A 21,769-nucleotide genomic window follows, 5' to 3' on the forward strand; every position below is an offset into this window, starting at 1 on the left:
TTCGTCATTTTTGTGCTGCTTTTTTCAAGTCTATATTTAAACGAGGCATCTCCTTTCACAGGTATGCTCAGGTCATGGGGAGCTTATCAATGCCAAAATCCGAACTCATCGTCGGCCTTGACATAGGCACGACAAAAATCTGCGCCGTTGTCGGCGAACCCTCCGAAAACGGAATAGATATCATCGGGATAGGCACAAGTCCCTCCAACGGCCTGCGCAAGGGCGTGGTGGTCAACATCGATCAGACGGTACAGTCCATCCGCAAGGCCGTGGAGGAGGCCGAACTCATGGCCGGATGCGAAATCAAGTCGGTGTACGCGGGCATCGCGGGCAGCCACATCAAGGGCGTGAACAGTCACGGCGTCATCGCCATCAAGGGCGGCGGCGAAGTCACCCAGCATGATGTCGATCGCGTGCTCGACGCCGCCAAGGCCGTGGCCATCCCCATGGATCGCGAAGTCATCCACATTCTGCCCCAGGGCTACATCGTGGACGAACAGCGCGGCATCGCCAATCCCATCGGCATGTCCGGCGTGCGTCTCGAAGCCAACGTGCATATCGTCACCGGCGCGGTCACGTCCGCGCAGAACATCATCCGCTCCTGCAACAGAAGCGATCTTGACGTCTCCGACATCGTGCTCGAATCCCTGGCGTCCTCGAAGTCGGTGCTCACCGAGGAAGAACGCGAAATCGGCGTCGCCATCGTGGACATCGGCGGCGGCACCAGCGACATCGCCATCTTCACCAACAACGCCATCAAGCACACCGGCGCCGTGGCGCTCGGCGGCAACAATCTCACCAGCGACATCGCTTTCGGCCTGCGCACTTCCATTTCCGCGGCCGACAAGATAAAAATCAAATACGGCTGCGCCCTCACCGACATGGTCCGTCCCGACGAGACCATCGAAGTGCCGGGCGTGGGAGGGCGGCCTTCCCGCACGGTGGAACGCCGCGTCCTTGCGGAAATCTGCGAACCGCGCATGGAGGAAATCCTTGCGCTTGTGTATCAGGAGCTGGAACATTCCGGGCTCAAGCGGCAGCTTGGCGCGGGCGTCGTTCTCACGGGCGGCGCGGCACTCATTCCCGGCTGTGCGGAACTTGCGGAAGAAATCTTCCAGCTCCCCACCCGGCTGGGGTATCCCCGCAACGTGGGCGGCCTGAAAGACGTCATCAACAACCCCAAGTTCGCCACGGCCGTAGGCCTGCTTTTCTATGGGGCGGAAAAGGAAAATGAAGACGCTCCCGTGCGTTTTGCGAGCGCCCCCTCTTCCGCTGCCGAATCCAGCCTGTTCCACGGGGTGTGGGAACGCATGAAGCGCTGGTTCGGAGATATTCGTTAATCTGTCGAACACCCGGAGACATGCTATTATGGACGATATGGTTCCCGATACAGAACAGGCCGCAAAGATCAAGGTCATAGGCGTGGGCGGCGGCGGCGGAAACGCCGTGCAGAACATGATCAACTCCCGCCTCGAAGGCGTCTCCTTCATCTGCGCCAACACCGATATGCAGGCCCTCTCCCGTTCCCTCGCCGAAGAGCACATCCAGCTCGGCAAGGAACTCACGAGGGGTCTCGGCGCCGGCGCAAAGCCCGAAGTCGGACAGGCCGCCGCCGAAGAAAGCGTGGAAGACATCCGCAAGGTCATCGACGGCGCCGACATGGTGTTCGTCACCGCGGGCATGGGCGGCGGCACCGGCACCGGCGCGGCTCCCGTCATCGCCAAGGTGGCCAAGGAAAAAGGCGTGCTCACCGTGGGCGTGGTCACCAAGCCCTTCCGCTTTGAAGGCGAAAAGCGCATGAAAGCCGCCCTCAAGGGCATTGAAGAGCTCAAGCAGCACGTGGACAGCCTGGTCATCATTCCCAACGACCGCCTGCTCGCCATTGCGCCCAAGAACGCCAAAGTCACCGAAATGCTCAAAAAGGCCGACGACGTGCTCTACGACGCCGTGCGCGGCGTGACCGACCTCATCACCAAGCCCGGTCTCATCAACGCCGACTTCGCCGACGTGCGCACCGTCATGAGCCGACAGGGCATGGCCCTCATGGGCGAAGGCCGCGCCTCGGGCGACAACCGCGCCCTCGACGCCGCCAAACGCGCCATCACCAGCCCCCTGCTCGAAGACCTCTCCATTACGGGATGCAAGGCCATGCTGGTCAACATCACCGCCAATGAGGACATCGGCATGGACGAATTCAGCTCCGCCGCGTCCTACATCGAAGAGGCCGCCCGGGGAGCCAACGGCGAAGATCCCGAAATCGTGGTCGCCATGTCGCTGGATGAAAGCTGCGGCGAAGAAATCCGCATCACCGTCATCGCCACCGGCATCGAACCCGAAGCCGAAAAGCCCAACAAGACCGGCACCGGCACCGTGGTCACCATGAACGGCGGCCACGACCAGAACGTGCCTCCCGTGGTCCAGGGCTACCCCACCCGCCCGCGCCATACCCGCGATCCGCACGACATCCTCGCCAGACCCAAACTCTACAGCGAATATCCGCAGGACGATACCGATATCCCCGCCTACCTGCGCTTCCAGGAAAAGGCAAAGCAGTACCAGGAACCGGCCGAAGACTTCACCATAGAAGAAGACGACAGCCCCGCCTACCTGCGCAAACAAAATCACTAACCCCCAAGCCTCCGGTCAAAAGCCGGAGGCTTTTTTTGAAGAGAGAGGGGGAGAGATGCGGGGGAAGGAGGAACCCCTTTTGAAAAAGGGCTTTCCTCCTTCCCCCGCACCCCCATCCTCCTTCCTGAAACTTTTGTTTGTGAGGGGAACAGGCTCATGAGCGGGGGCCGGCGGGGCGTGCTGTTCCCAACTCCAGGGCAAAAAACGAGAGGAAAAGATTCGGGAAATGCCGCCTGAGACATGATGCATGAAGCGTAATGAAGACAGGAAAACGTCGTCGCTCCTGCATTCGTCCGTCAAAACGCGGCAAAATGAGAGAATCCGAGGCATGTTGCGGCGTGAAACAGGGCGGAAAGAAAATGTTACATTGCTGAAAATCCGCATGCCGCAAGGGATACAGGGACGATGCGGAGCAAATTCCCTGTCCGTCCTCTTGCGTATCGCAAAAAAGTCCGGCATAGAGGATTCTCGGCCATCGGCGAACATTCTGCCGATAAAAACACTGCAACCTCAAGATGTTACAGGGACAGCTCCGCTGTCTTCAAGGAGGAACCATGAAACTTGCCCGCTTCGGCGTAACTCTTCTTCTCGCCGTCACGCTTTTCGTCTCCCCCTGCTTTGCCGCCGATCTTCCCCAGTCCGGCAGCCTCACCCCGGCCCAGACCACGGAACTCGTGAATGACCTCGGCGACGACCTTGTGGTTCTCGACGTGAGAACTGAGGCGGAATTCCACGACGGCCACGTCAAAGGAGCCATCAACATTCCCGTGGAAGAGCTCGTCTCCCGCATTCAGGAAGTGCCGGAAGGCAAACCCATGCTCATCATCTGCCGTTCCGGCCACCGCGCCTCCATTGCCTTCAAGATTCTGCGCGAACAGGGCCGTTCCACCGATCAGGTGTGGTATCTCACCGGCTATACCGACTACAGCTCCGGCGCGCCGCGCTTCTACAGATAACCTTCGTGCATGAGCCTCGGGGCTCCGCAGCAATTCCGTCGGGGGGAACCTTCCCCCCGATTTTTCTCCGCTCAAAACGCCAGCCCCGCCTCACTCCGCAACACTCCTCCGCCCCTTCATTCTCCGGCACGCCTGCCCACAGCTTCCTTTTTCCCCCCAAAAAAACCCGCTCGCTATTTTCTCCACTGCTCCGACTCTCTTTTCCCGGAGCGATATTTTCTTCCCTCGAGTGCCTCCATTTCCCGTTTGCGCAAGACACGCTCTTCGGCCTGCGGGACTTGCACGACGGCGGCTGCGTTAACGCCGGAAGTGAATTCCGACTACGCGCTGCCGTCGGCCGGGCTCCTGACGTCGCCCGGGGCCCCAGTGCGTTGAAAGACGGCCTTCCGGCAGGCACTCCCCCCCTTCGCCCTTCGCTTCGGGCGTAATTTTCCCGTTCCCCCTGTCCTGCCGATCCGGCGAAGCCGGGAGGCAGAAACAGGGGGGCGCGGGGGGAATTATTTCTGACCTTGCAGACTTCCGAAAAACGCACAGCCCCGTTTGCGCAAGACACGCTTTTCGGCCTGCGGGACTTGCACGACGGCGACTGCGTTTAACGCCGGAAATGAATTCCGGCTACGCGCTGCCGTCGGCCGGGCTCCTGATGTCGCCCGGGGCCCCAGTGCGTTGAAAAACGGCCTTCCGGCATGCACTCTCCCCCTTGCCCTTGGCTTCGGGCATAATCTTCCCGTTCACCCTGTCCTGCCGGACCGGCGAAGCCGGGAGGCAGAAACAGGGGGGCGCGGGGGGAATTATTTCTGACCTTGCAGACTTCCGAAAAACGCACAGCCCCGTTTGCGCAAGACACGCTTTTCGGCCTGCGGGACTTGCACGACGGCGACTGCGTTTAACGCCGGAAATGAATTCCGGCTACGCGCTGCCGTCGGCCGGGCTCCTGATGTCGCCCGGGGCCCCAGTGCGTTGAAAAACGGCCTTCCGGCATGCACTCTCCCCCTTGCCCTTGGCTTCGGGCATAATCTTCCCGTTCACCCTGTCCTGCCGGACCGGCGAAGCCGGGAGGCAGAAACAGGGGGGCGCGGGGGGAATTATTTCCCCCGCATGCCTTTTCTGCCTTTCAGCCTTTCCCATTTGCTGAAAAGTGCTGGGGCGTGCGTTTTTTTAGAAATGGGGCGGTCTGGTGTCTTGCGTTTTCGGGGCAACGGGTCTAACGTTTGGCCGCCTTTGCGTCTTTATTCATGCGGGGCGCACACGTTCAGACTCGGGGAATTTATGGAAACGTTTCTTCTGGCACTTCTGCTCATGGCGGCGGGGGCGCTGCTTACGGGCGCGATTGCGCTGCGTCCGGTGAGTGCAGGCACGAACAGGACCGCCAACTTCATTGGTCCGGCCTGTGCGGCTGCGGCCTGCATGCTCGGCGCATACGGTCTTTTTTCCGGCGGCTGGAGCAGCGCGGAGAGCTTCATGCTCCCCTGGGGGCTTCCGTTCGGCGCGTTTGCGTTCGGTCTGGACCCGCTCTCCCGTCTTTTTCTGCTGCCCGTGTTTGCGCTGGGCTTCACCTGTGCGCTTTCCGGGTGCATTTCGCTGCGGCACAGCGATCCGGCCGAGCACAATCTCGGCGCGCACTGGCTTTTCTATCTGCTTCTGCTGCTCGGCATGACCTGCGTGATGACCGCACGGGACGCGCTTTTCTTCATGCTCTCGTGGGAGATCATGTCGCTCTCTCCGTTCTTCCTCATCGACTTCAACGACCGCGACAGTCAGGTGCAGGACGCATCCTGGGTCTATCTGGTGGCCGCGCATCTCGGCGCGGTGCTGCTCATCGCCTTTTTCGCTCTGCTCTGGCAGCAGAGCGGCTCCACGCTGTTCGCCGTCATGGCCGCCAAGGCTCCCGCGCACGTCACTGCGCTGTTTCTGCTGGCGCTCTTCGGCTTCGGCGCAAAGGCCGGTCTCGCGCCTCTGCACGTCTGGCTTCCGGAAGCCCATCCCGCCGCGCCGAGTCACGTTTCCGCCCTGCTCTCCGGCGCCATGCTCAACGCCGGTCTTTACGGCATCATCCGCTCCTTCGACTTCTTCGGCCCGGCGCAGTCCCTGCCCGGCTGGTGGGGCTGGCTGCTCATGGCCGTGGGCATTCTCACCGCTCTCATGGGCATTCTGAAAGCCCTCGGGCAGAGCAATCTCAAGCGTCTGCTCGCCTACTCCAGCGTGGAAAACATGGGCCTCATGGTCATGGGAGCAGGCATCGGGCTTGTGGGCATACACAGCGGCAGCGCCTGGGCCGCCGCTCTCGGCTTTGCCGGATGTCTCTTCCACATGCTCAACCACTCCGCCTTCAAGGGCCTGCTTTTCCTGTGCGCGGGCGAAGTGCTGCACGCCGCAGGCACCGTCAACATGACCGCCCTCGGCGGCGTGCAGCAGCGAATGCCCATGCTGGGCGCTCTCTTCGCCCTCGGCGCGGCTTCCATTGCCTGCCTGCCTCCCTTCAACGGCTTTGCCGGTGAATTCGTCCTCTCCCTCTCCATGCTCCGCTCCCTTGAACTCCCCGGGATGGAACAGAAAATCGCCATGCTCGCCTGTCTCACCGGTCTCATGCTCACCAGCGGCCTTGCCGCCGCCGTGTACGCCAAGGCCTACGGCATGACCTTCCTCGGTCAGCCCCGCTCCGAAGCGGCCGCACACCTGCACGCGCCGGAAAATCGTCTGCTCCTGCCCCTCTGCCTTCCCGCGGCCGCCTGCGTTCTCGGCGGACTGTTCGCTCCCTGGGCCTTCAGCATGATTCAGCCCACGCTGGACTTCATTCCCGTCATGCACGCGGGCCTCATTCAGCCCGCGGCAGGCGTCATCGACGCCACGGAAACGCTGCTCGGCAAGATCTCTCTGTTCGGCGGCGCGGCCCTTGTGCTCGTGCTCCTTCTGCTTCTCGTGCGCCGGGCGCTGCTCGCAAGGCGCGGCGTCAGACGCGGCCCGGTGTGGGGATGCGGCTACCAGTATGGCACGCCCCGCATTCAGTACACCCCCGCCTCCTTCGTGGAGCCCGCCGCCCGCATCTTCGGCTCCGTCATGGGCACCACCGTGTCCGCGCAAAAGCCCGAAGGCTTCTTCCCCGCGCCCGTCTCCCTCGACGCGGACGCCCCGGACGTGGTGCGCAGCCGCTTCTACACGCCCATTTTCCAGTGGACCGAACGCGCCTGCAACACCCTCAAAATTCTCCAGAACGGCCGGGTCAACATGTATATTCTCTACATCCTCGTCACGCTGGTGGCGCTTCTCATCTGGGGGATAGCATAATGAACCTCTGGCTCTATCTCGCCGAGCTTACCCTCGCGCTTGTTCTTGCGCCGCTCGCCCTCGGCATCGTCAACCGCGTGAAGGCCAAGTTTGCCGGAAGACGCGGCAAGCCCCTGCTCCAGCTCTACTACGACCTCGCCAAGCTCATCCGCAAAGGCGAAGTGCTCGGCAACGGCACTACCTGGGTATTCATTGCAGGCCCCGCCGTGGCCCTGGCTTCCTCCGCAGCCGCGCTTGCCCTGATCCCCCTCGGCGGCGTATCCTCTCCCTTCGCCTTCCAGGGCGACTTCATCCTCTGCGCCTATTTGCTCGGCATGGGCCGCTTTGCCACCATTCTCGCCGCCCTCGACACGGGGTCTCCCTTCGAGGGCATGGGAGCAAGCCGCGAAGCCCTGTTCGGCGCACTCGCCGAACCCGTGCTCTTTCTTGCGCTGCTCGCCGTAGTCACCGCCGCGGAGAGCCTCGGCGTGCAGAAGGAACTCTCCCTCTCCACTCTCTTCAACGGATTCGCCCCGCAGGCCTGGCTCAGCGGCCGACCGGAACTTGTCATGCTCGTATTCGTCATGGGCGTGCTCCTGCTCGTGGAAAACTGCCGCATTCCCGTGGACGATCCCACCACGCACCTTGAGCTCACCATGATTCACGAAGTCATGGTGCTCGATCACTCCGGACCCAACCTCGCCTTCGTGCTTTACGGTTCCGCCATCAAGCTGTGCCTGTTCTCCTCTCTGCTCACGGGACTCGTCCTTCCGGTCATGCCCGTCTGGGCGCACACGCTCTGCTCCCTGCTCGGACTCTTCCTTGCCGCGTGCGCCGTGGGCGTCATCGAATCCGTCATGGCGCGCCTGCGCATGCATGTCGTACCCGCGCTCATCGGTCTCGCCGGCTCCGTCGCCGCCTTCGTTCTCATTCTGACCCTGGTTCGGTAGCCTATGTCCTCGCTCTTCCAGTTCGTCATTCTGCTGCTGCTCATCACCGACCTCATCATGCTCTGGTCGGGACGCATTCTCATGCTCATACGCCTCTCCGCCGTGCAGGGCGTACTGCTCGCCGCGCTGCTGCTCCTGCCCGTGAACGGAGGCCTCGACGCCGAACACGTTTTCCTTGCCGCGGCGGTGTTCGCCCTCAAGGGTGTGGGCTTCCCCGTCTTTCTCCGGCACGTCTGCCACAAGCTCGGCATCGAACCCATGGTGCGCCCCAGACTCGGCCGCATGTATCCCATGGCCGCCGGACTCGCCGGACTCGCCTTCTCCCTCTGGCTCGAAGGGCGCATTCCGGCCGTGGTCGATCTCTTTCCGCCGCTGCTCTTTCCCGTGGCTCTCACCACGCTTTTCTGCGGCCTCATCCTCGTGGTGGGCTGCGCCAAGGCCCTCGCTCAGGTCACGGGCTACCTCGTGGTGGAAAACGGCATCTTCATTCTCGGCATTCCCCTCATGACCGAAGGTTCGGTCTGGTTTGAACTCAGCATCCTGCTCGACGTCTTCGCCGCCGTGTTCGTCATGGCCATCGCCATCAACCACATCAGCAGCGCCTTCGATTCCATCGACGTGGCGCGCTTCCGCAACCTGAGAGACTGACATGATCCTCGCCCTGCTTCTTCTCGTTCCGCTTCTGGCCGGACTTCTCATGCTCATTCCCGGGTCGTGGCCCCGCCGCGGTCTGCTCGCGGTCACCGCCGTCGCGCATCTGGCCCTCGCCTCGCTCACATTGCGCGACCTGCTTGGCGGCAGGCATCCCTCGGCCCTCTTCGGCCTGCTTCAGCCCGACATGCTCGGCACGGTCTTTCTCATGCTCGCCGCCGTGCTCTTCACTGCGGCATCCTTCTATGCCGTGGGCTACCTGCGCGACGAAGACAAAAAACACGTCAAGCGCGACATCCAGAAAGGCCAGCTCTTCACCAACGCCCCGGAAACGCGCTTTCTCTCCTGCCTGTGCTTCTTCGTGGCCGCCATGACGCTCGTCACCACCACCGCCAATCTCGGCGCGCTCTGGGTCGGCATCGAACTCACCACCCTCGCCAGCGCGCCGCTCATCTATTTTCACCGGCATCAGAGCTCCATGGAAGCCACCTGGAAATATCTCATGATCTGCTCGGTGGGCATCGCCCTTGCGCTGCTCGGCAACATTCTCATGAGCGTGGCCTTCCACAATCCCGCCGCGTCCGCCGTCGAAGGCATGGATCAGCTTTCCGCCTTCATGGCGAGCGCCCGCGGCATCGAGGGCACGGATCGCGTGCTCTGGCTCAAGGCCGCCTTCATCTTTCTGCTTGTGGGCTACGGCACCAAAATGGGCCTCGCGCCCCTGCACACCTGGCTGCCGGACGCCCACAGTCAGGCGCCCTCCATGGTGTCGGGCCTGCTTTCCGGCGCGCTGCTCAACTGCGCCCTGCTCGGCATTCTGCGCGGGCATCAGATCATGCAGGCCGCGGGCCTCGGCGAGTTCAGCGGCAAGCTGCTTGTGTTCTTCGGCCTGCTCTCCATGATCACCGCCGCGGTGTTCATCGTGGGTCAGGGCCACTACAAGCGCCTGCTCGCCTACTCCAGCGTGGAACACATGGGCATTCTCGCCCTGGCCTTCGGCGTGGGCGGCAGCGCCCTGTTCGGCGGCATGCTCCACGCCGTGTGTCACTCCCTCACCAAGTGCATGCTCTTTCTCGTGGCGGGCAACATTCTTACCCGCTACCATTCCCTGTCGAGCTACGACGTGCGCGGCCTCAGACAGGACATGCCTCTCTCGGGCGCGCTCTGGACGGCAGGTTTCCTTGCCATCGTGGGTTCGCCGCCCTTCGGCCTGTTCGTCAGCGAATTCATCATTCTGAAGGGTCTCTTCGCCCATGCCGGGCTCGCCGTGGCCCTCGTGTATCTCGCCGCGCTCGCCGTCATTTTCATCGGCATGTCCATTCCCGTGCTGCGCATGGCACAGGGCACGCCCCCGCACGACGTGCCCAGGGACTACCACGAATCCCTGTTCAGCGTGCTGCCGCCCGCCGCGCTGTGCCTCGTGGCCCTCGGACTCGGCCTCGCCGTGCCCGACTGGCTTGTGGAAACGCTCAACCGCGCCGCCGCGCTTCTGGGGGCCTGATGTTCAACTACAGAGAATCCATCGCCTGGAACGACATTCCCGTCATCGACATGGACGCGCTTTGCGCCTCGGTCTCGGAGCGCTGCCGCAAAGGCTGGCGTCTGCTGGCGTTTTTTGGCGTGCCCGATCCAAAGGGCACGGAAGTTCTGTGCATTCTAGCCGACGCCTCGGCCCGTCTGCTCGACGCCATGCGCGCCCGCCCGGGCCGCGCCTACGACGCGCTCACGCCGCACTGCCCGCAGGCGCATCTTTTTGAACGCGAGCTCTTCGAGACCTGGGGCATCGAACCCAGGGGGCACCCGTGGCTCAAGCCCGTGCGCTTCCGCCCGCAGGAAAACGGGCCGCGCTCGTCGCGCCCCGGCCCCGCCCAGACCGACTACTACCGCGTGGAAGGCGCCGAAGTGCATGAAGTGGCCGTGGGCCCCGTGCATGCGGGCGTCATCGAACCCGGACACTTCCGCTTTCAGTGCTACGGCGAAAACGTGATGCATCTGGAAATCGAGCTCGGCTTTCAGCATCGCGACGCGGAACATCTCATTCTGCACTCTCCGGCAAAGCTCGTGCTGCCGCTCATGGAGAACATTGCGGGCGACACGGCCGTGGGGCACGCCACGGCGTACTGCACGGTGCTGGAGCGGCTTTGCGGGGTGAAGATCACGAACCGGGCGCATCTTCTGCGGCGTCTGGCGCTGGAGCTCGAACGCCTGGCCAACCATACCCGCGATCTCGGAGCCATCGGCGGCGACACGGGTTTTCTGCCCACCTCGGCATGGAACGGACGCATTACCGGCGACTTTCTCAACATCACGGCGGAGCTTTGCGGCAGCCGCTTCGGGCGCAACCTGCTCTGCCCCGGCGGGATGAAGTGGGACGCCGACGCCGAGCTTTGCCGCTCGCTCATCACGAAGCTGCGGGCGGCCTATCGCGACGCGCGCGCCTCGGTGGACGTGATGCTGGAAACCTCAAGCGTGCTTGCAAGACTCACGGGCACGGGCAAGGTGTCGTTTGAAGACGCCCGCGCGCGCGGCCTCGTGGGCATGGCGGCTCGCGCCTGCGGCGTGTCCGTGGACGCGCGCATGGACTGGCCGCTCTGCGATCTCGACAACGGCGCGCTGCACAAGCGCATGCGCACCACCGGCGACGTGCTTGCCCGCACGCTTCTGCGCAGCGACGAACTGAACGATTCCGCAGCCTCGGCCGAAACCGATCTCATGCAGCTCGGCTTTTCGTGCGGCGAGGAGCCGTGCCGCGTTTCGCTGCCCGCCATGCCTGCGTCGCGGCTTGCGGTGGCGCAGGTGGAAGGCTGGCGCGGCGAAGTGTGCCACGTGGGCGTTACCGCGGAAAACGGCGACTGGCTCGCCTACAAGATTGTGGATCCGTCCTTCCACAACTGGACGGGTCTTGCCATGGCCCTGCGCGGCGAGCAGATTTCCGACTTTCCGCTGTGCAACAAGAGCTTCAACCTGTCCTACTGCGGGCACGATCTGTAAGGAAACGCCATGTTGAACATCATCAGGGAACGCCTGCATCAGGGCTTCCGCACGCTGAACTATCCTTTTGTGTCGCCCGCCATCAGCCCGCGCTTTGCCGGACTCCCCTCGCTCACGGCCACATCCTGCAAGGGCTGCGAAAGCCGCGCCTGTCTGGCCGCCTGCCCCACGGGAGCCGTGCGTCTTGCCGCTTCCGGCCCGGAAATCGACATGGGTCGATGCCTGTTCTGCCGCGCCTGCGAATCGTCGTGCCCGGAGCACAAGATCATCTTCACCCATGAGCACCGACTGGCCGCCTACAGCCGCGAGGCGCTCATCGTGCGCGGCCCCGCCGCCGGCGAGGGCGTCGAACAGCCCGGCATCCTGCAGGCTCGGGGAGAGCAGAAGCGCGATCTGTCGATGTTTTCCCGCTCGCTCAAGCTGCGCGAAGTGAGCGCGGGCGGCTGCATGGCCTGCGAGGCCGACGTCAACGTGCTCGGCACGCTCGTGTACGATCTCGGCCGCTTCGGCATCGAGTACGCGGCCTCTCCCCGTCACGCCGACGGCATTCTCGTCACCGGCCCGGTGACGGAAAACATGCGTCAGGCCCTGCTCGACACCTGGGAAGCCGTGCCCGAACCGAAAATCGTCATTGCCGTGGGCGTGTGCGCCATTTCCGGCGGCGTGTTCTGCAAGAGCCGCGAAGGGTGCGGAGGCGTGGATTCCGTGCTGCCCGAGGGCTCGGTGGACGTCTATGTGCCGGGCTGCCCGCCCAATCCCTGGACCATCCTCGACGGCATTCTCTCCGTGGCCTGGAAAAAGCGCATGGCACGGTAGCGAACGCGGGGCCCGCTTCCGGCCCCCGCTTTCGGCGGGCGCTTCCGCTGCGCTCCGGCCGGGATTCGACCGGAATCCGGCGTCCGCCTTTTTCGCCTCCTTTTGCCGCGGCGCACCTTCCTTCGCTGCCCGCAGCCGACCGCTGCCGCGCATTCCGGAGAGGGATCGCCCACGCATGCATGCGCTGCGTCTTGGCCCCGGCAGGAAAACCGACTGCCGAGCCTTTTCGCCCGTTCCGCCGCCTTTCGCACCCGCTGTTGCCTTCTGCAATCTTCGTCGCCTCTTTGCCGGTTCACACTCTCTCGCTGCGCCGGCCAGCCGCTGCGCCCTTTTCCGACGAGGACTTACCGGCCCGCCTCTGCACGCGCTGCGTCCGACCTCGGCATCTGCGGCGTCTTTTCCCCGCGCCTTCTGTTCGCGACCGCCGTTGACTTCTGCGCTCTTCCTTCCCTTTTGCCGCGTCACGCGCTCACGCTGAGTCGTTCTTCCAGCGCGGGCTTCGCCCCCGGAGCCTTTCTTCCGCCGAGATTTTGCGTCCGCCGCGCGTTTGCACCCGAGATGATCCCCCCTGCCGCATGTCCGGTGCCGCGCCCTTCTCCCGCAACGCTCGGGCCCTGCGCCTCTTGCCCCGACGAAGACCAGAGTCATGCACTTTTCCGCACCTCCGAGCCGCGAGGCTGCGGAACCAACGCACACGGTCTCTTTTTTTTACCTCCAAGCCCTTTCTTAACCAGTACAAAACTCCCTTGTTGCAGAGGCTTCACAAAAAGATTGCGCCCCTTGTCTGGACGAAACCCGCGCGACATGATATGGGGAACTCAATCCGGCATGCGCAATCACGCGCCGCGCGTCCGGTTCACCCTCTTTCAGGAGTAGCATTCATGCGAAAAGCGCTTCTTGCCCAGGCCCTCGCCCTGACTCTTCTGCTGCCTCTTACCGCCGTCGCCGCCGACTACCGGCCCGACGTGGCGGCGCATCGCGGCGCGAGCGGCTATCTGCCCGAGCACACCCTGCCCGCCAAGGCCATGGCCTACGCCATGGGCGTGGACTACGTGGAACAGGACGTCGTCATGACCAAGGACGGCAAACTCATGGTCATGCACGACATTCTCGTGGACACCACCACCGACGTGGCCAAGAAGTTTCCCGATCGCCATCGCAAGAACGGACGCTACTACTCTTCCGACTTCACCTACGACGAACTGCGCACCCTGCGCGTGACCGAACGCTTTGATCCCAAGACCGGCAAGGCCGTGTTTCCCGGCCGCTTCCCCGATTCGCCCATCGGCTATCAGATTCCCTCCCTGGAAGAGGAATTCTATCAGGTGCAGGGCCTGAACAAGTCCACGGGCCGCAACGTGGGCGTGTACGTGGAAGTGAAGGAACCCGATTTCTTCATGAATCAGGGTCTCGACATTCTCAAGGCCACCATCGACACCATGACGAAGTTCGGCTACAACTCCCCGGACAGCAAGGCCATTCTGCAGATTTTCGACTATGAGGCCGTGATCCGCGCCCGCGAGCTCGGCTGGAAGGGACAGCTCTGCATGCTGGTCACCGCGGGCGGCCAGGGCGCCAAGGACGACAAGGCCCGTCACAAGTGGCTGACCACGCCTGAAGGCATCAAGGAAGTGTCCAAGTACGCCACCATCTACGCGCCGAACTTCAATCTGCTCGCCGTGCCTACGGCCGACGGCAAGAGCTACACGCTGTCCAACCTCGGCGATCTGGCCCGTCAGAACGGCATGAAGCTGCATTCCTGGACGCTGCGCAAGGATTCCCTGCCCAAGGGCTTCAAGGACTTCAACGAAGTGCTCGACGTGTCCTTCAAGAAGCTCAAGGTGGACGGCATGTTCTCCGACTTCCCGGACCTGCTGGTGGAATACCTCAAGGCCAACAACCTTCGCTGAATCATTCGCCGACGCCCAACGGACAGCGCACACTCCCCGCGCTTCCGGCGGATAAAGCCATGACTCGCAGGCCGATCCCTTTTCCGGGGTCGGCCTTCTTTTTTGGTCCTGCGCCTGCGCCGGGCCGGAGGGGAGGCCCGCGCCATGATGAGACAAAGCCCCGGAGGCAAGACGCGCCCGTTGCGGCAGCGCTTTGCAGGACAAAAGGAAGCCCCGCAAGAAGCCGCACCGAAGGGAAGCGAAGCACCCGGAACGCCCGCTCCGATCCGCACTCCGGCCCCGCGAGCCGAGAACGCGACCGGCCCGGCCTCAGCCTCCGCACTGCCCTGAAAGCCGCCCCGACCTCTGCCCCGGTACTGCCCGGAAAGCCCCGTGCAGCGGCTCGGCGATATGCCCGTCCGGGCGGGCTCGCCTTCGCCGCACATTCGAGCAGACAGGGGCAGCATCTCTGTTCGCTCCGGATTCTCCCCGCGCTCCGGTTCCGAAAGTTGCCATCTCCCCCTCCGCGTTCCGCACTCCGCTTCAGCCCCTTTCCCCGCAGCCGTCCCCCGCGTCCGGCCCCGCGGACAAAAAAAAGCCCCGGAGGCCCGGGGCGAAGCATGAAGAAGGAAAACGAAGCCGGTTGAACCGCCCCACCGCCGGAACATGACCAGGCCGGGGCACGACACTTCGGAACATGACCAGGCGCAGGGGCGCAAAGATCACGGAAGACGGGAGGGCAGAAAACAGAAGCGGCGGACCAAAGACGGCCCGCCGCTCCCAAAAACGCGGAAAAACGCCGAAGAACTCCGCCAGCAACGCGGCAGACGTGCGGCGCGCAGAATTGCGGTCTGTTCAGGAACTTTTCGCGTTGCGCATCACAAGCAGCGACGCCGCAATGATGAGCGCCAGCGCGCACCACTGCCGCCCCGAAAGCACCTCGCCGAGAATGAGGAATCCGAACAGCGCGGCGGCCGCCGGTTCCAGACTCATGAGCACGCCGTAGGCCTGCGGCGGCACGATGCGCAGCGCCACGATTTCCAGCCCGTAGGGCAGCGCCGAGGCCAGAAAGCCCACCGCAAACGCCAGCGGCAGCACGTCGGCAATGACGTCGGGCTGAAAAAGAAGCGTGCCTTCCGCAAGAACCGCCCAGGGCACGGCCACCACCGTAGCCGCCAGCATGCCCCACGCGGCCACGCTCACGCCGCCCACGCCCGCGCGGCGGCCGAACACGATGTATCCCGCCCAACCCGCAGCCGCGGCCAGCGCAAAGGCAATGCCCGCCGGGTCTATCCCCGCATCGAGCCCCGACCACGGCAGAATAAGCAGCAGTCCGGCCACGGCGAGCACTACGCCGAGAAAGTCCGTCCAGCGGCGCGAAGCGCACACGGCCACCATCAGCGGCCCGGAAAATTCCACGGCCACGGCCACGCCCTGCGGAACGCGGGCAATGGCCTGGTAGAAACAGCCGTTCATGAACACAATGGCCACGCCGTACACGAGCACGCTTTTCCACTCCTGCCTGCGCGGCATGTGACGCCAGGGCCGCAGCCCCGCAAAAAGCAGCAGCGTGGCGCAGGCAAGGCGCAGCGCCACCGTGACTTCCGGCCCCACCTTCATCATGAGGAACTTGGCCTCGGACGTGCCGAGCTGCGTGGATGTGATGGACACCAGCAGCATAAGCACGCCGAGATACGGCCCTCCGACATGTCGCGCAAGGAAAGACACGGGCGAGTTACTTGGCAGGCCGGGGTTCCACGTGAATGACGATCTGTCCCACGCCGGGCAATCCGGAGCGGATTTCGTCTTCCAGACGCGAGGCAAGCTCGTGACCTTCGCCCACCGTGGCCGCGTCGGAACGGCAATGGAAGGTCACGGTCGTGCCTTCGTCGCCGTTGTACACGTGCAGATGATGCGCGTCGCCCAGAGGAGAATCCTGAAGGGCCTTGTCCACCACCTTCTTCACTTCTTCCAGATTCACGGGATGCGCGTCGCAGTGCGAACGGCCGCCCCTCGGCTCCATGTGCGAGACCACATACACCGCGCCCACGCGACGACGCAGATCCGTTTCATAGGCCGTCACCTTTTCATGCGCTTCGGCAAGCGGCATGTCGTCGGGCAGTTCGATGTGCACTTCCACGTGCATGCCGTCATCCTGCATGACGAGGCGCAGATTGTGAATCATGAGGCCGTGCAGCGACGCCAGACGATACGACGTGGCGTAGAAATCGCGATGGTTTTCCTCTTCCGGCTCCATGTGAACCGTGGTTTCGGCATCGGGCAGCACTCCGCGCACCACGTTTTCCAGCATGGTGGAAATTTCATGCGCCATGTCCACGCGCAGATCGGAAGGCACGGACACCACAAGTTCCACGAAGTGCCGCGCGCCGCTTTCCCTCACGCGCACGCTGCGGGCGGCATACGCGGGCGCGTTGGCCGCAAGGGCCGCGCGCACAAGACGCGCCTGTTCGCTCATGCCGCCGTCCATGAGCGTGAGCACCGCGTTGCGCGCCATGTTCCAGCTCACCATGAGCACAATGCCCGCCACGCCCAGCGCGGCCACGGCGTCGGCCTTGGTGAGCGCATGGTACAGCAGGGAATCAGGTTCGGCAAACGACGCCAGTCCCACGCAGGTCAGGCCCGCAAGCACCACCGCCGACGACCATATGTCGGTCGTGAAGTGCATGGCGTCGGCCTCCAGCGCCTGCGACTTGTGTTCCCGCGCCACCCTGCGCAGCATGGCCGAACGGCTGATGTCCACCGCCAGAGAAATAATCACCACCGCAAAGGCCCACCACGACGGCTCCACCGGCCCGGCCGAAAAGAACAGCCGCTCCAGGGCCTCGATGATGATCCACGCGCACGTGACGAGCAGCAGCACGGTTTCCGCGAGCGCGGCCAGACTCTCGGCCTTGCCGTGTCCGTAGGGATGCCGCTCGTCCGCCGGCTGCGCCGATATGCGCACCGCAAGACACGTGATGCCCGCGGCCACGAAGTCAAGCGTGCTGTGCAGCGCTTCCGAAAGAAGACCCAGGCTGTTGGTGGATATGCCCGCCACCAGCTTGATGACCGTCAGGAGCGCCGACCAGAGCACCGAAGAGGCGGCGGCCTTCTTCTTGGCGGCGTCGGCCAGTGCGGCCTCTTCCGCGGCGCGGCGTTCCTGTTCCAGTTTTTCCTGTTCGACCCTCTCCAGATCGGCGAGCGTCGTATCATGGTTATTGCTGTTGTCCATGAGCATCATCTCTTATGATAGAAAGTTCTCTGTTCCAAAGAACAGGACATCCTTTTAATAAGGCAAAAAATCGGAGTCAAGCGCCGGCCTCCCCATTTTTTTTCAAAAAATCCGCGGAACTTGCCCCCGTCGGAGAACTCGTGCGGACGCTTTTCCCGAAGAGACCGTCATTCCCATAAAGAAATTCTCCGCCGCCATGCAGACGAAAGATGCAGCACGCTCCGGCTTCTGCGTTGTCAAAGGTGTGCCGCGCCCGTTTTTGAAACTTTTTTGTTTCAAAGCGTGCCGTCATGCTGGCGGACGCCTCCCTGCCGGTCCGCGCCCGTTGCGCTCTCCCCGGGGACAATGCGTCTTCGGCGCGCATCCGGTTGCCTTGGCCCGTCAAAACGGCTATCGTTGCGGCGTTCATCATTTACAGCAAGGAGTGTTCCATGCCCAAGCACATTCTCATCACCGGCGCCACATCGGGCTTCGGCCTGGCCACCGCACGTCTCTTCGCCGCCGAAGGCTGGCACGTGGCCGGCACGGGCCGCAGAGCCGAACGTCTCGACGCCCTGCATCAGGAACTCGGCGACGCCTTTCTGCCCCTTCCCCTCGACATGCGCGACAGAGAAGCCGTGACCGAGACCCTGGGCAATCTGCCCGGCGAATGGAACGACGTGGACGTGCTTCTCAACAACGCCGGAGCCGCGCTCGGTCTGGAGCCGGCGCAGGAGTGCAGCCTCGACGACTGGGATGCCATGGTCGACACCAACATCAAGGGCCTGCTCTACGCCACGCGTGCAGTTCTGCCCGGCATGGTGGCGCGCAATCGCGGTCACATCGTCATGCTGGGCTCCGTGGCGGGCAACTATCCCTATGCGGGCGGCAACGTGTACTGCGGCTCCAAGGCGTTCGTGAAGCAGTTCAGCCTCGCCCTGCGCGCCGATCTGCTCGGCACCAACGTCCACGTGACCAACATCGAACCCGGCCTCGCGGAAAGCGAGTTTTCCATCGTGCGCTTCCACGGCGACACGCAGAAGGCCGCGAACGTCTATGAAGGCACGAGCCCCATCACCCCGCAGGACATCGCCGAAACGGTGTTCTGGGTGACCCATCGTCCGACGCACATCAACATCAACCGCGTGGAAATCATGCCCATCTGCCAGTGCCCGAGCGGCCCGCTGGTAAAAAAAGGCATGTAGTTCAAAAGCGCGCGGCCGGGAAACACTCATGGCCGGGTGCTCTTTTGTCGCGCACCGCATCCGGGCGGTTGAACGGCTTGTCCGCAAGGCGCATCCTGCGTCTGCGGCATGACGCGCCTTGCACGGCAAAACCGCCGACGCCGCCTGTTTGACGCAGAGCGGCAGAGGGCGCAACGGTCACGACCGCCGTTTTCGGGCGGCGCTCCCCTTTGGCGGGCGAACATCTGCGGCCCGGGCCCTCGTTTTCGATGCCGACGCCTCCGGCCGCCTTCCCGCCGCCTCGCTGCGCAAACGACGCGCCGTGGCTTTTTGCGCTTTCTCTTTTCTGCGCGCTGCGCCGCTCGAGGCAACGCCGACGCCCCGCGCCGACATTTCCCATCAGCGCCAGCATTTTCCGTCATCGCCGACGTTTTCCATCATTCCAGAAACAAGGACGCTTCCATGGAAGAAACCTTTGCCGAAGTCTGGCTTCCACACTACGTTTCCTATGGCGAAACCGACGCCATGGGCGTAGTGTATTACGCCGAATACATTCACTTTTTTGAACGCGCCCGCGGGGCCATGTGTCGTGAGGCCGGGCTCGGCTACGGCAAGATTGAAGAAGCGGGCTTCATGCTGCCCGTGCGCGAGGTTGAATGCCGCTATCGTTCCCCCGCGCATTACGACGATCACGTGCAGATTCACGCCCGCATCACGGAGTGGCGTCGGGCCTCGGTGCGCTTCCGCTACGAAATCTACAACGAAGACCGCACCAAACTGCTCTGTGAAGGCATGACCCTGCACGCCGTGGTCAACCGCGAAGGGCGTCCCGTGGCCGTGCCCGAATGGATCAAGGAAAAGCTCTCCGGCACGAAGTGCGACGCGGAAGGCGACTAGCCTTCTGCCGGACGCGGATTTCCGGCAAAACCGCGTCCGGCAGAAAACGCCCCGGCCTGCGCCGCAGCAACGCTCCCCAGGTGCGGCGCTTCCGGATGACGCCGAGTTTCCGCTCTCCCCGCACCCGTCTCACGCGCCGCAAAACGCCGCCCCTTCGCCGACGCTGATATTCTGCCGCAAAGGCTCTCCCCCGCCGGGGGAAGAATGCGGAGCGCGGCGTCATGTTCTCCAAGACCGTGGGGAGATGCCCCCCGAATGTCGCCCCTGACGCCTCCGGCAACAGCAAGGCAAACAGGAACTTCCCCGCGGAGTGTCCCTGCCGGGTACTCCTCGCGCTCTTCCCTCCGGCAGCGTCGGCCATTCCCAAGTCCGCGGACTGCCGAAACATCCGCCGCGCAGGTTCCCCGGTTCTCCGCACTTTGCCGGTCGCAGGCGCGATCCCGGCTCAATTCCCCGACTTTTGCGCCTGTTCGACGCAGCGCCCCGCCTTCGCCGCGGCAGCGCCATCCCGCAACGACACGAATCTCCGCGCCCCTCTCCCCCTCTCCAGGCCCGCAGCGCCGCCGAACACGTCGCTCCGCCCCGCCACCGCGCTCTTCCGGTCTCTGACTCTTTCCCCGTTCGCCTGCGACTTCTCCCTTTTCCCGAAGCCGCCCTCCGCTTCGTATTGCCTCTCAGGCTTTTTTTCTATATATTCCCTCGCAGGAAAAATCATCACTTTCAATCTTTTCGTGAGGCTCACATGAAACGTCTTTCCTGCTTCCTTGCGGCCTTCGCCGTGCTCTGCATGGCCGTCGGCGCTCAGGCGAAAACCTACGTCAACGGCATCGACGCCAACTATCCTCCCTTCGCCTACGTCGGCGAAGACGGCAAGCCTGCCGGCTTCGACGTGGATTCCATGGACTGGATCGCCAAGCACATGGGCTTTGAAGTCACGCATCAGCCCATGGACTGGGACGGCATCGTGCCCGCCCTCATGAACAAGAAGATCGACATGGTCTGCTCCGGCATGAGCGTTTCCCCCGAACGCGCCGCCGTGGTCGCCTTCTCCGAACCCTACTACTCCATCAAGAAGGTCATTCTCGTTCCCGCCGACTCCAAGCTCACCGCCGATCAGGCCATTCACGGCCCCACCAAGCTCGGCGTGCAGCGCGGCACCAACGAACATGAACTGCTCGAGACCAAGAAGGTCGAAGAAAAGCTCTCCTACGAACTGCGCTTCTACGATTCCGCGCCCCTCGCCGTGGAAGACCTGCTCAACGGCCGCATCGAAGCCATCGCCCTCGACAGCGCTCCCGCCAACGACGCCATCAACAAGGGCAAGCCCGTCAAGATCGTGGGCACCTTCGCCCCCGACGACGACTTCGCCGTCGCCATCCGCAAGGACGACAAGGAACTGCTCAACCTCGTGAACGAAGGCTACCGCAAGCTGAAGGCCGATCCCTACTGGAAGGAACTTCAGGCCAAGTACCTCTCCAACAAGTAATACGCCGCGTCCCGGGAGACCGGCTGTCCGGTCTCCTTTTTTATTGCTCATCCCGCGCCTTGCCCGGTTTCCGGGCCGGGCGCGCGCTCATGCCGGGCCCCCGGCCTTCACAGGCCGCGCGGCCGCAGCATGCATTCCTCATCCATACCGGGTTCAACAGTGCATATTCTTTCCACCATCATCGAAGCCTTCCCCTACATCCTTGAAGGCACGCTGGTCACCGTGGTGCTGGTGGCGGGAGCTCTTTCCCTGGGCTTCTGCCTCGGCGTGCCCATGGCGGTCGCGCAGGTGTACGCCCCCAAACCCGCCGCCCTGCTCGTCAGCTTCTATGTATGGTTCTTCCGCGGCGTGCCCGTTCTGCTCCTGCTCTTCCTCTTCTACTACGGCCTGTTCGGCCTCATCGGTCTCGACGTCGGCACCATAGGCGCTTCCTGCATCGTGCTCGGCATGACCAGCGCCGCCTATCAGTCCCAGATATTCCGCGGGGCCATCATGTCCCTGCCCGCCGGTCAGCTCAAGGCCGGGCGCGCCCTCGGCATGACCGACTTCCAGACCATTCGGCACGTCATTCTTCCTCAGGCTCTCAGGCTGTCCATTCCCGGATGGTCCAACGAATATTCCATCCTGCTCAAGGACTCCGCCATGTGCTTCGCCCTGGGCACTCCCGAAATCATGGCGCGCACCCACTTTGTGGCGTCCCGCACCTACGAGCACCTGCCCCTCTACATCACCGCCGGACTCATCTATTTCGCCATCACCATGGCGGGCGTGACCCTGCTCCGCCGCCTCGAACGAAAAGCCCGCATCCCCGGCTACAGCAACTCCGGCATGTGATGCCGGGAGACA

18 protein-coding genes are annotated in these 21,769 nt (G+C 63.5%); 14 read left to right on the forward strand and 4 right to left on the reverse strand.

Annotation, left to right across the window (positions count from 1 at the left end; translation table 11 throughout):
- The first annotated feature begins 89 nt into the window (after positions 1-89).
- From ftsA to glpQ, 10 genes are all read left to right on the forward strand, one after another.
- Positions 90-1,340, forward strand: coding sequence for a cell division protein FtsA (gene ftsA / locus ABGT79_RS00895; protein ID WP_346664579.1), 1,251 nt, complete (start codon positions 90-92; stop codon positions 1,338-1,340).
- A 28-nt stretch (positions 1,341-1,368) separates the two neighbouring features.
- The gene (gene ftsZ, locus ABGT79_RS00900; RefSeq protein ID WP_346664580.1) at positions 1,369-2,628 is read left to right on the forward strand and encodes a cell division protein FtsZ; all 1,260 of its coding nucleotides are present in this window, start codon (positions 1,369-1,371) and stop codon (positions 2,626-2,628) included.
- A 554-nt stretch (positions 2,629-3,182) separates the two neighbouring features.
- A complete protein-coding gene (locus tag ABGT79_RS00905; protein WP_346664581.1) occupies positions 3,183-3,584 on the forward strand; it encodes a rhodanese-like domain-containing protein in 402 nt (133 codons plus the stop codon).
- Positions 3,585-4,853: 1,269 nt separating this feature from the next.
- The gene (locus ABGT79_RS00910; RefSeq protein WP_346664582.1) at positions 4,854-6,869 is read left to right on the forward strand and encodes a proton-conducting transporter membrane subunit; all 2,016 of its coding nucleotides are present in this window, start codon (positions 4,854-4,856) and stop codon (positions 6,867-6,869) included.
- Positions 6,869-7,798 (forward strand): NADH-quinone oxidoreductase subunit H, encoded by a 930-nt coding sequence (locus tag ABGT79_RS00915; RefSeq protein ID WP_346664583.1) that lies wholly within the window; start codon positions 6,869-6,871, stop codon positions 7,796-7,798. Before ABGT79_RS00910 ends, ABGT79_RS00915 begins: the two co-directional genes overlap by 1 nt.
- Before the next feature lie 3 nt (positions 7,799-7,801).
- Positions 7,802-8,446 carry a hydrogenase-4 component E gene (locus ABGT79_RS00920; RefSeq protein WP_346664584.1) on the forward strand — a complete coding sequence of 215 codons (645 nt, stop codon included), beginning with the start codon at positions 7,802-7,804 and terminating at the stop codon, positions 8,444-8,446.
- 4 nt (positions 8,447-8,450) lie between these two features.
- A complete protein-coding gene (locus ABGT79_RS00925; protein WP_346666641.1) occupies positions 8,451-9,950 on the forward strand; it encodes a proton-conducting transporter membrane subunit in 1,500 nt (499 codons plus the stop codon).
- Positions 9,950-11,440 carry an NADH-quinone oxidoreductase subunit C gene (locus ABGT79_RS00930; RefSeq protein ID WP_346664585.1) on the forward strand — a complete coding sequence of 497 codons (1,491 nt, stop codon included), beginning with the start codon at positions 9,950-9,952 and terminating at the stop codon, positions 11,438-11,440. The genes ABGT79_RS00925 and ABGT79_RS00930 overlap by 1 nt, the downstream gene beginning before the upstream one ends.
- A gap of 9 nt (positions 11,441-11,449) precedes the next feature.
- The gene (locus ABGT79_RS00935) at positions 11,450-12,256 is read left to right on the forward strand and encodes a 4Fe-4S dicluster domain-containing protein (protein WP_346664586.1); all 807 of its coding nucleotides are present in this window, start codon (positions 11,450-11,452) and stop codon (positions 12,254-12,256) included.
- Positions 12,257-13,137: 881 nt separating this feature from the next.
- Positions 13,138-14,166: a glycerophosphodiester phosphodiesterase gene (glpQ, locus tag ABGT79_RS00940; protein ID WP_346664587.1), complete on the forward strand. Its 1,029-nt coding sequence runs from the start codon at positions 13,138-13,140 to the stop codon at positions 14,164-14,166.
- An 834-nt stretch (positions 14,167-15,000) separates the two neighbouring features.
- Here glpQ and ABGT79_RS00945 read toward each other — a convergent pair.
- The 3 genes from ABGT79_RS00945 to ABGT79_RS00955 all read right to left on the reverse strand — a co-directional run bounded on the left by ABGT79_RS00945 (position 15,001) and on the right by ABGT79_RS00955 (position 17,789).
- Positions 15,001-15,825, reverse strand: coding sequence for an EamA family transporter (locus ABGT79_RS00945; RefSeq protein ID WP_346666642.1), 825 nt, complete (start codon positions 15,823-15,825; stop codon positions 15,001-15,003).
- A 55-nt stretch (positions 15,826-15,880) separates the two neighbouring features.
- Positions 15,881-17,377: a cation diffusion facilitator family transporter gene (locus tag ABGT79_RS00950; protein ID WP_346664588.1), complete on the reverse strand. Its 1,497-nt coding sequence runs from the start codon at positions 17,375-17,377 to the stop codon at positions 15,881-15,883.
- A 76-nt stretch (positions 17,378-17,453) separates the two neighbouring features.
- A complete protein-coding gene (locus ABGT79_RS00955) occupies positions 17,454-17,789 on the reverse strand; it encodes a hypothetical protein (protein ID WP_346664589.1) in 336 nt (111 codons plus the stop codon).
- 19 nt (positions 17,790-17,808) lie between these two features.
- Between ABGT79_RS00955 and ABGT79_RS00960 the strand changes: the two genes are divergently transcribed.
- Positions 17,809-18,561: an SDR family oxidoreductase gene (locus ABGT79_RS00960; RefSeq protein WP_346664590.1), complete on the forward strand. Its 753-nt coding sequence runs from the start codon at positions 17,809-17,811 to the stop codon at positions 18,559-18,561.
- A 1-nt stretch (position 18,562) separates the two neighbouring features.
- Here the strand turns inward: ABGT79_RS00960 and ABGT79_RS00965 are convergent, their stop codons facing one another.
- On the reverse strand, positions 18,563-18,952 hold the full coding sequence (locus ABGT79_RS00965; protein ID WP_346664591.1) for a hypothetical protein: 390 nt from the start codon (positions 18,950-18,952) through the stop codon (positions 18,563-18,565).
- 50 nt (positions 18,953-19,002) lie between these two features.
- On the opposite strand from ABGT79_RS00965, the gene ABGT79_RS00970 reads away from it, so the two are divergent.
- The 3 genes from ABGT79_RS00970 (at position 19,003) to ABGT79_RS00980 (ending at position 21,757) form a co-directional block, all read left to right on the forward strand.
- A complete protein-coding gene (locus ABGT79_RS00970) occupies positions 19,003-19,437 on the forward strand; it encodes a thioesterase family protein (protein WP_346664592.1) in 435 nt (144 codons plus the stop codon).
- Positions 19,438-20,179: 742 nt separating this feature from the next.
- Positions 20,180-20,923, forward strand: coding sequence for an ABC transporter substrate-binding protein (locus ABGT79_RS00975; protein WP_346664593.1), 744 nt, complete (start codon positions 20,180-20,182; stop codon positions 20,921-20,923).
- Between the two features lie 159 nt (positions 20,924-21,082).
- On the forward strand, positions 21,083-21,757 hold the full coding sequence (locus tag ABGT79_RS00980) for an amino acid ABC transporter permease (RefSeq protein ID WP_294488738.1): 675 nt from the start codon (positions 21,083-21,085) through the stop codon (positions 21,755-21,757).
- Positions 21,758-21,769: the final 12 nt, after the last annotated feature.

The organism is uncultured Mailhella sp. (assembly GCF_963931295.1).
GTDB lineage: Bacteria > Desulfobacterota > Desulfovibrionia > Desulfovibrionales > Desulfovibrionaceae > Mailhella.

What these genes read in the sequence shown, in the direction of transcription:
- ftsA (WP_346664579.1), top strand. Translation starts at nt 90, where the DNA reads ATGCCAAAATCCGAACTCATCGTCGGCCTTGACATAGGCACGACAAAA.
- ftsZ (WP_346664580.1), top strand. Translation starts at nt 1,369, where the DNA reads ATGGACGATATGGTTCCCGATACAGAACAGGCCGCAAAGATCAAGGTC.
- ABGT79_RS00905 (WP_346664581.1), top strand. Translation starts at nt 3,183, where the DNA reads ATGAAACTTGCCCGCTTCGGCGTAACTCTTCTTCTCGCCGTCACGCTT.
- ABGT79_RS00910 (WP_346664582.1), top strand. Translation starts at nt 4,854, where the DNA reads ATGGAAACGTTTCTTCTGGCACTTCTGCTCATGGCGGCGGGGGCGCTG.
- ABGT79_RS00915 (WP_346664583.1), top strand. Translation starts at nt 6,869, where the DNA reads ATGAACCTCTGGCTCTATCTCGCCGAGCTTACCCTCGCGCTTGTTCTT.
- ABGT79_RS00920 (WP_346664584.1), top strand. Translation starts at nt 7,802, where the DNA reads ATGTCCTCGCTCTTCCAGTTCGTCATTCTGCTGCTGCTCATCACCGAC.
- ABGT79_RS00930 (WP_346664585.1), top strand. Translation starts at nt 9,950, where the DNA reads ATGTTCAACTACAGAGAATCCATCGCCTGGAACGACATTCCCGTCATC.
- ABGT79_RS00935 (WP_346664586.1), top strand. Translation starts at nt 11,450, where the DNA reads ATGTTGAACATCATCAGGGAACGCCTGCATCAGGGCTTCCGCACGCTG.
- glpQ (WP_346664587.1), top strand. Translation starts at nt 13,138, where the DNA reads ATGCGAAAAGCGCTTCTTGCCCAGGCCCTCGCCCTGACTCTTCTGCTG.
- ABGT79_RS00945 (WP_346666642.1), bottom strand. Translation starts at nt 15,825, where the DNA reads ATGCTGCTGGTGTCCATCACATCCACGCAGCTCGGCACGTCCGAGGCC.
- ABGT79_RS00950 (WP_346664588.1), bottom strand. Translation starts at nt 17,377, where the DNA reads ATGGACAACAGCAATAACCATGATACGACGCTCGCCGATCTGGAGAGG.
- ABGT79_RS00955 (WP_346664589.1), bottom strand. Translation starts at nt 17,789, where the DNA reads ATGATGAACGCCGCAACGATAGCCGTTTTGACGGGCCAAGGCAACCGG.
- ABGT79_RS00960 (WP_346664590.1), top strand. Translation starts at nt 17,809, where the DNA reads ATGCCCAAGCACATTCTCATCACCGGCGCCACATCGGGCTTCGGCCTG.
- ABGT79_RS00965 (WP_346664591.1), bottom strand. Translation starts at nt 18,952, where the DNA reads ATGCTGGCGCTGATGGGAAATGTCGGCGCGGGGCGTCGGCGTTGCCTC.
- ABGT79_RS00970 (WP_346664592.1), top strand. Translation starts at nt 19,003, where the DNA reads ATGGAAGAAACCTTTGCCGAAGTCTGGCTTCCACACTACGTTTCCTAT.
- ABGT79_RS00975 (WP_346664593.1), top strand. Translation starts at nt 20,180, where the DNA reads ATGAAACGTCTTTCCTGCTTCCTTGCGGCCTTCGCCGTGCTCTGCATG.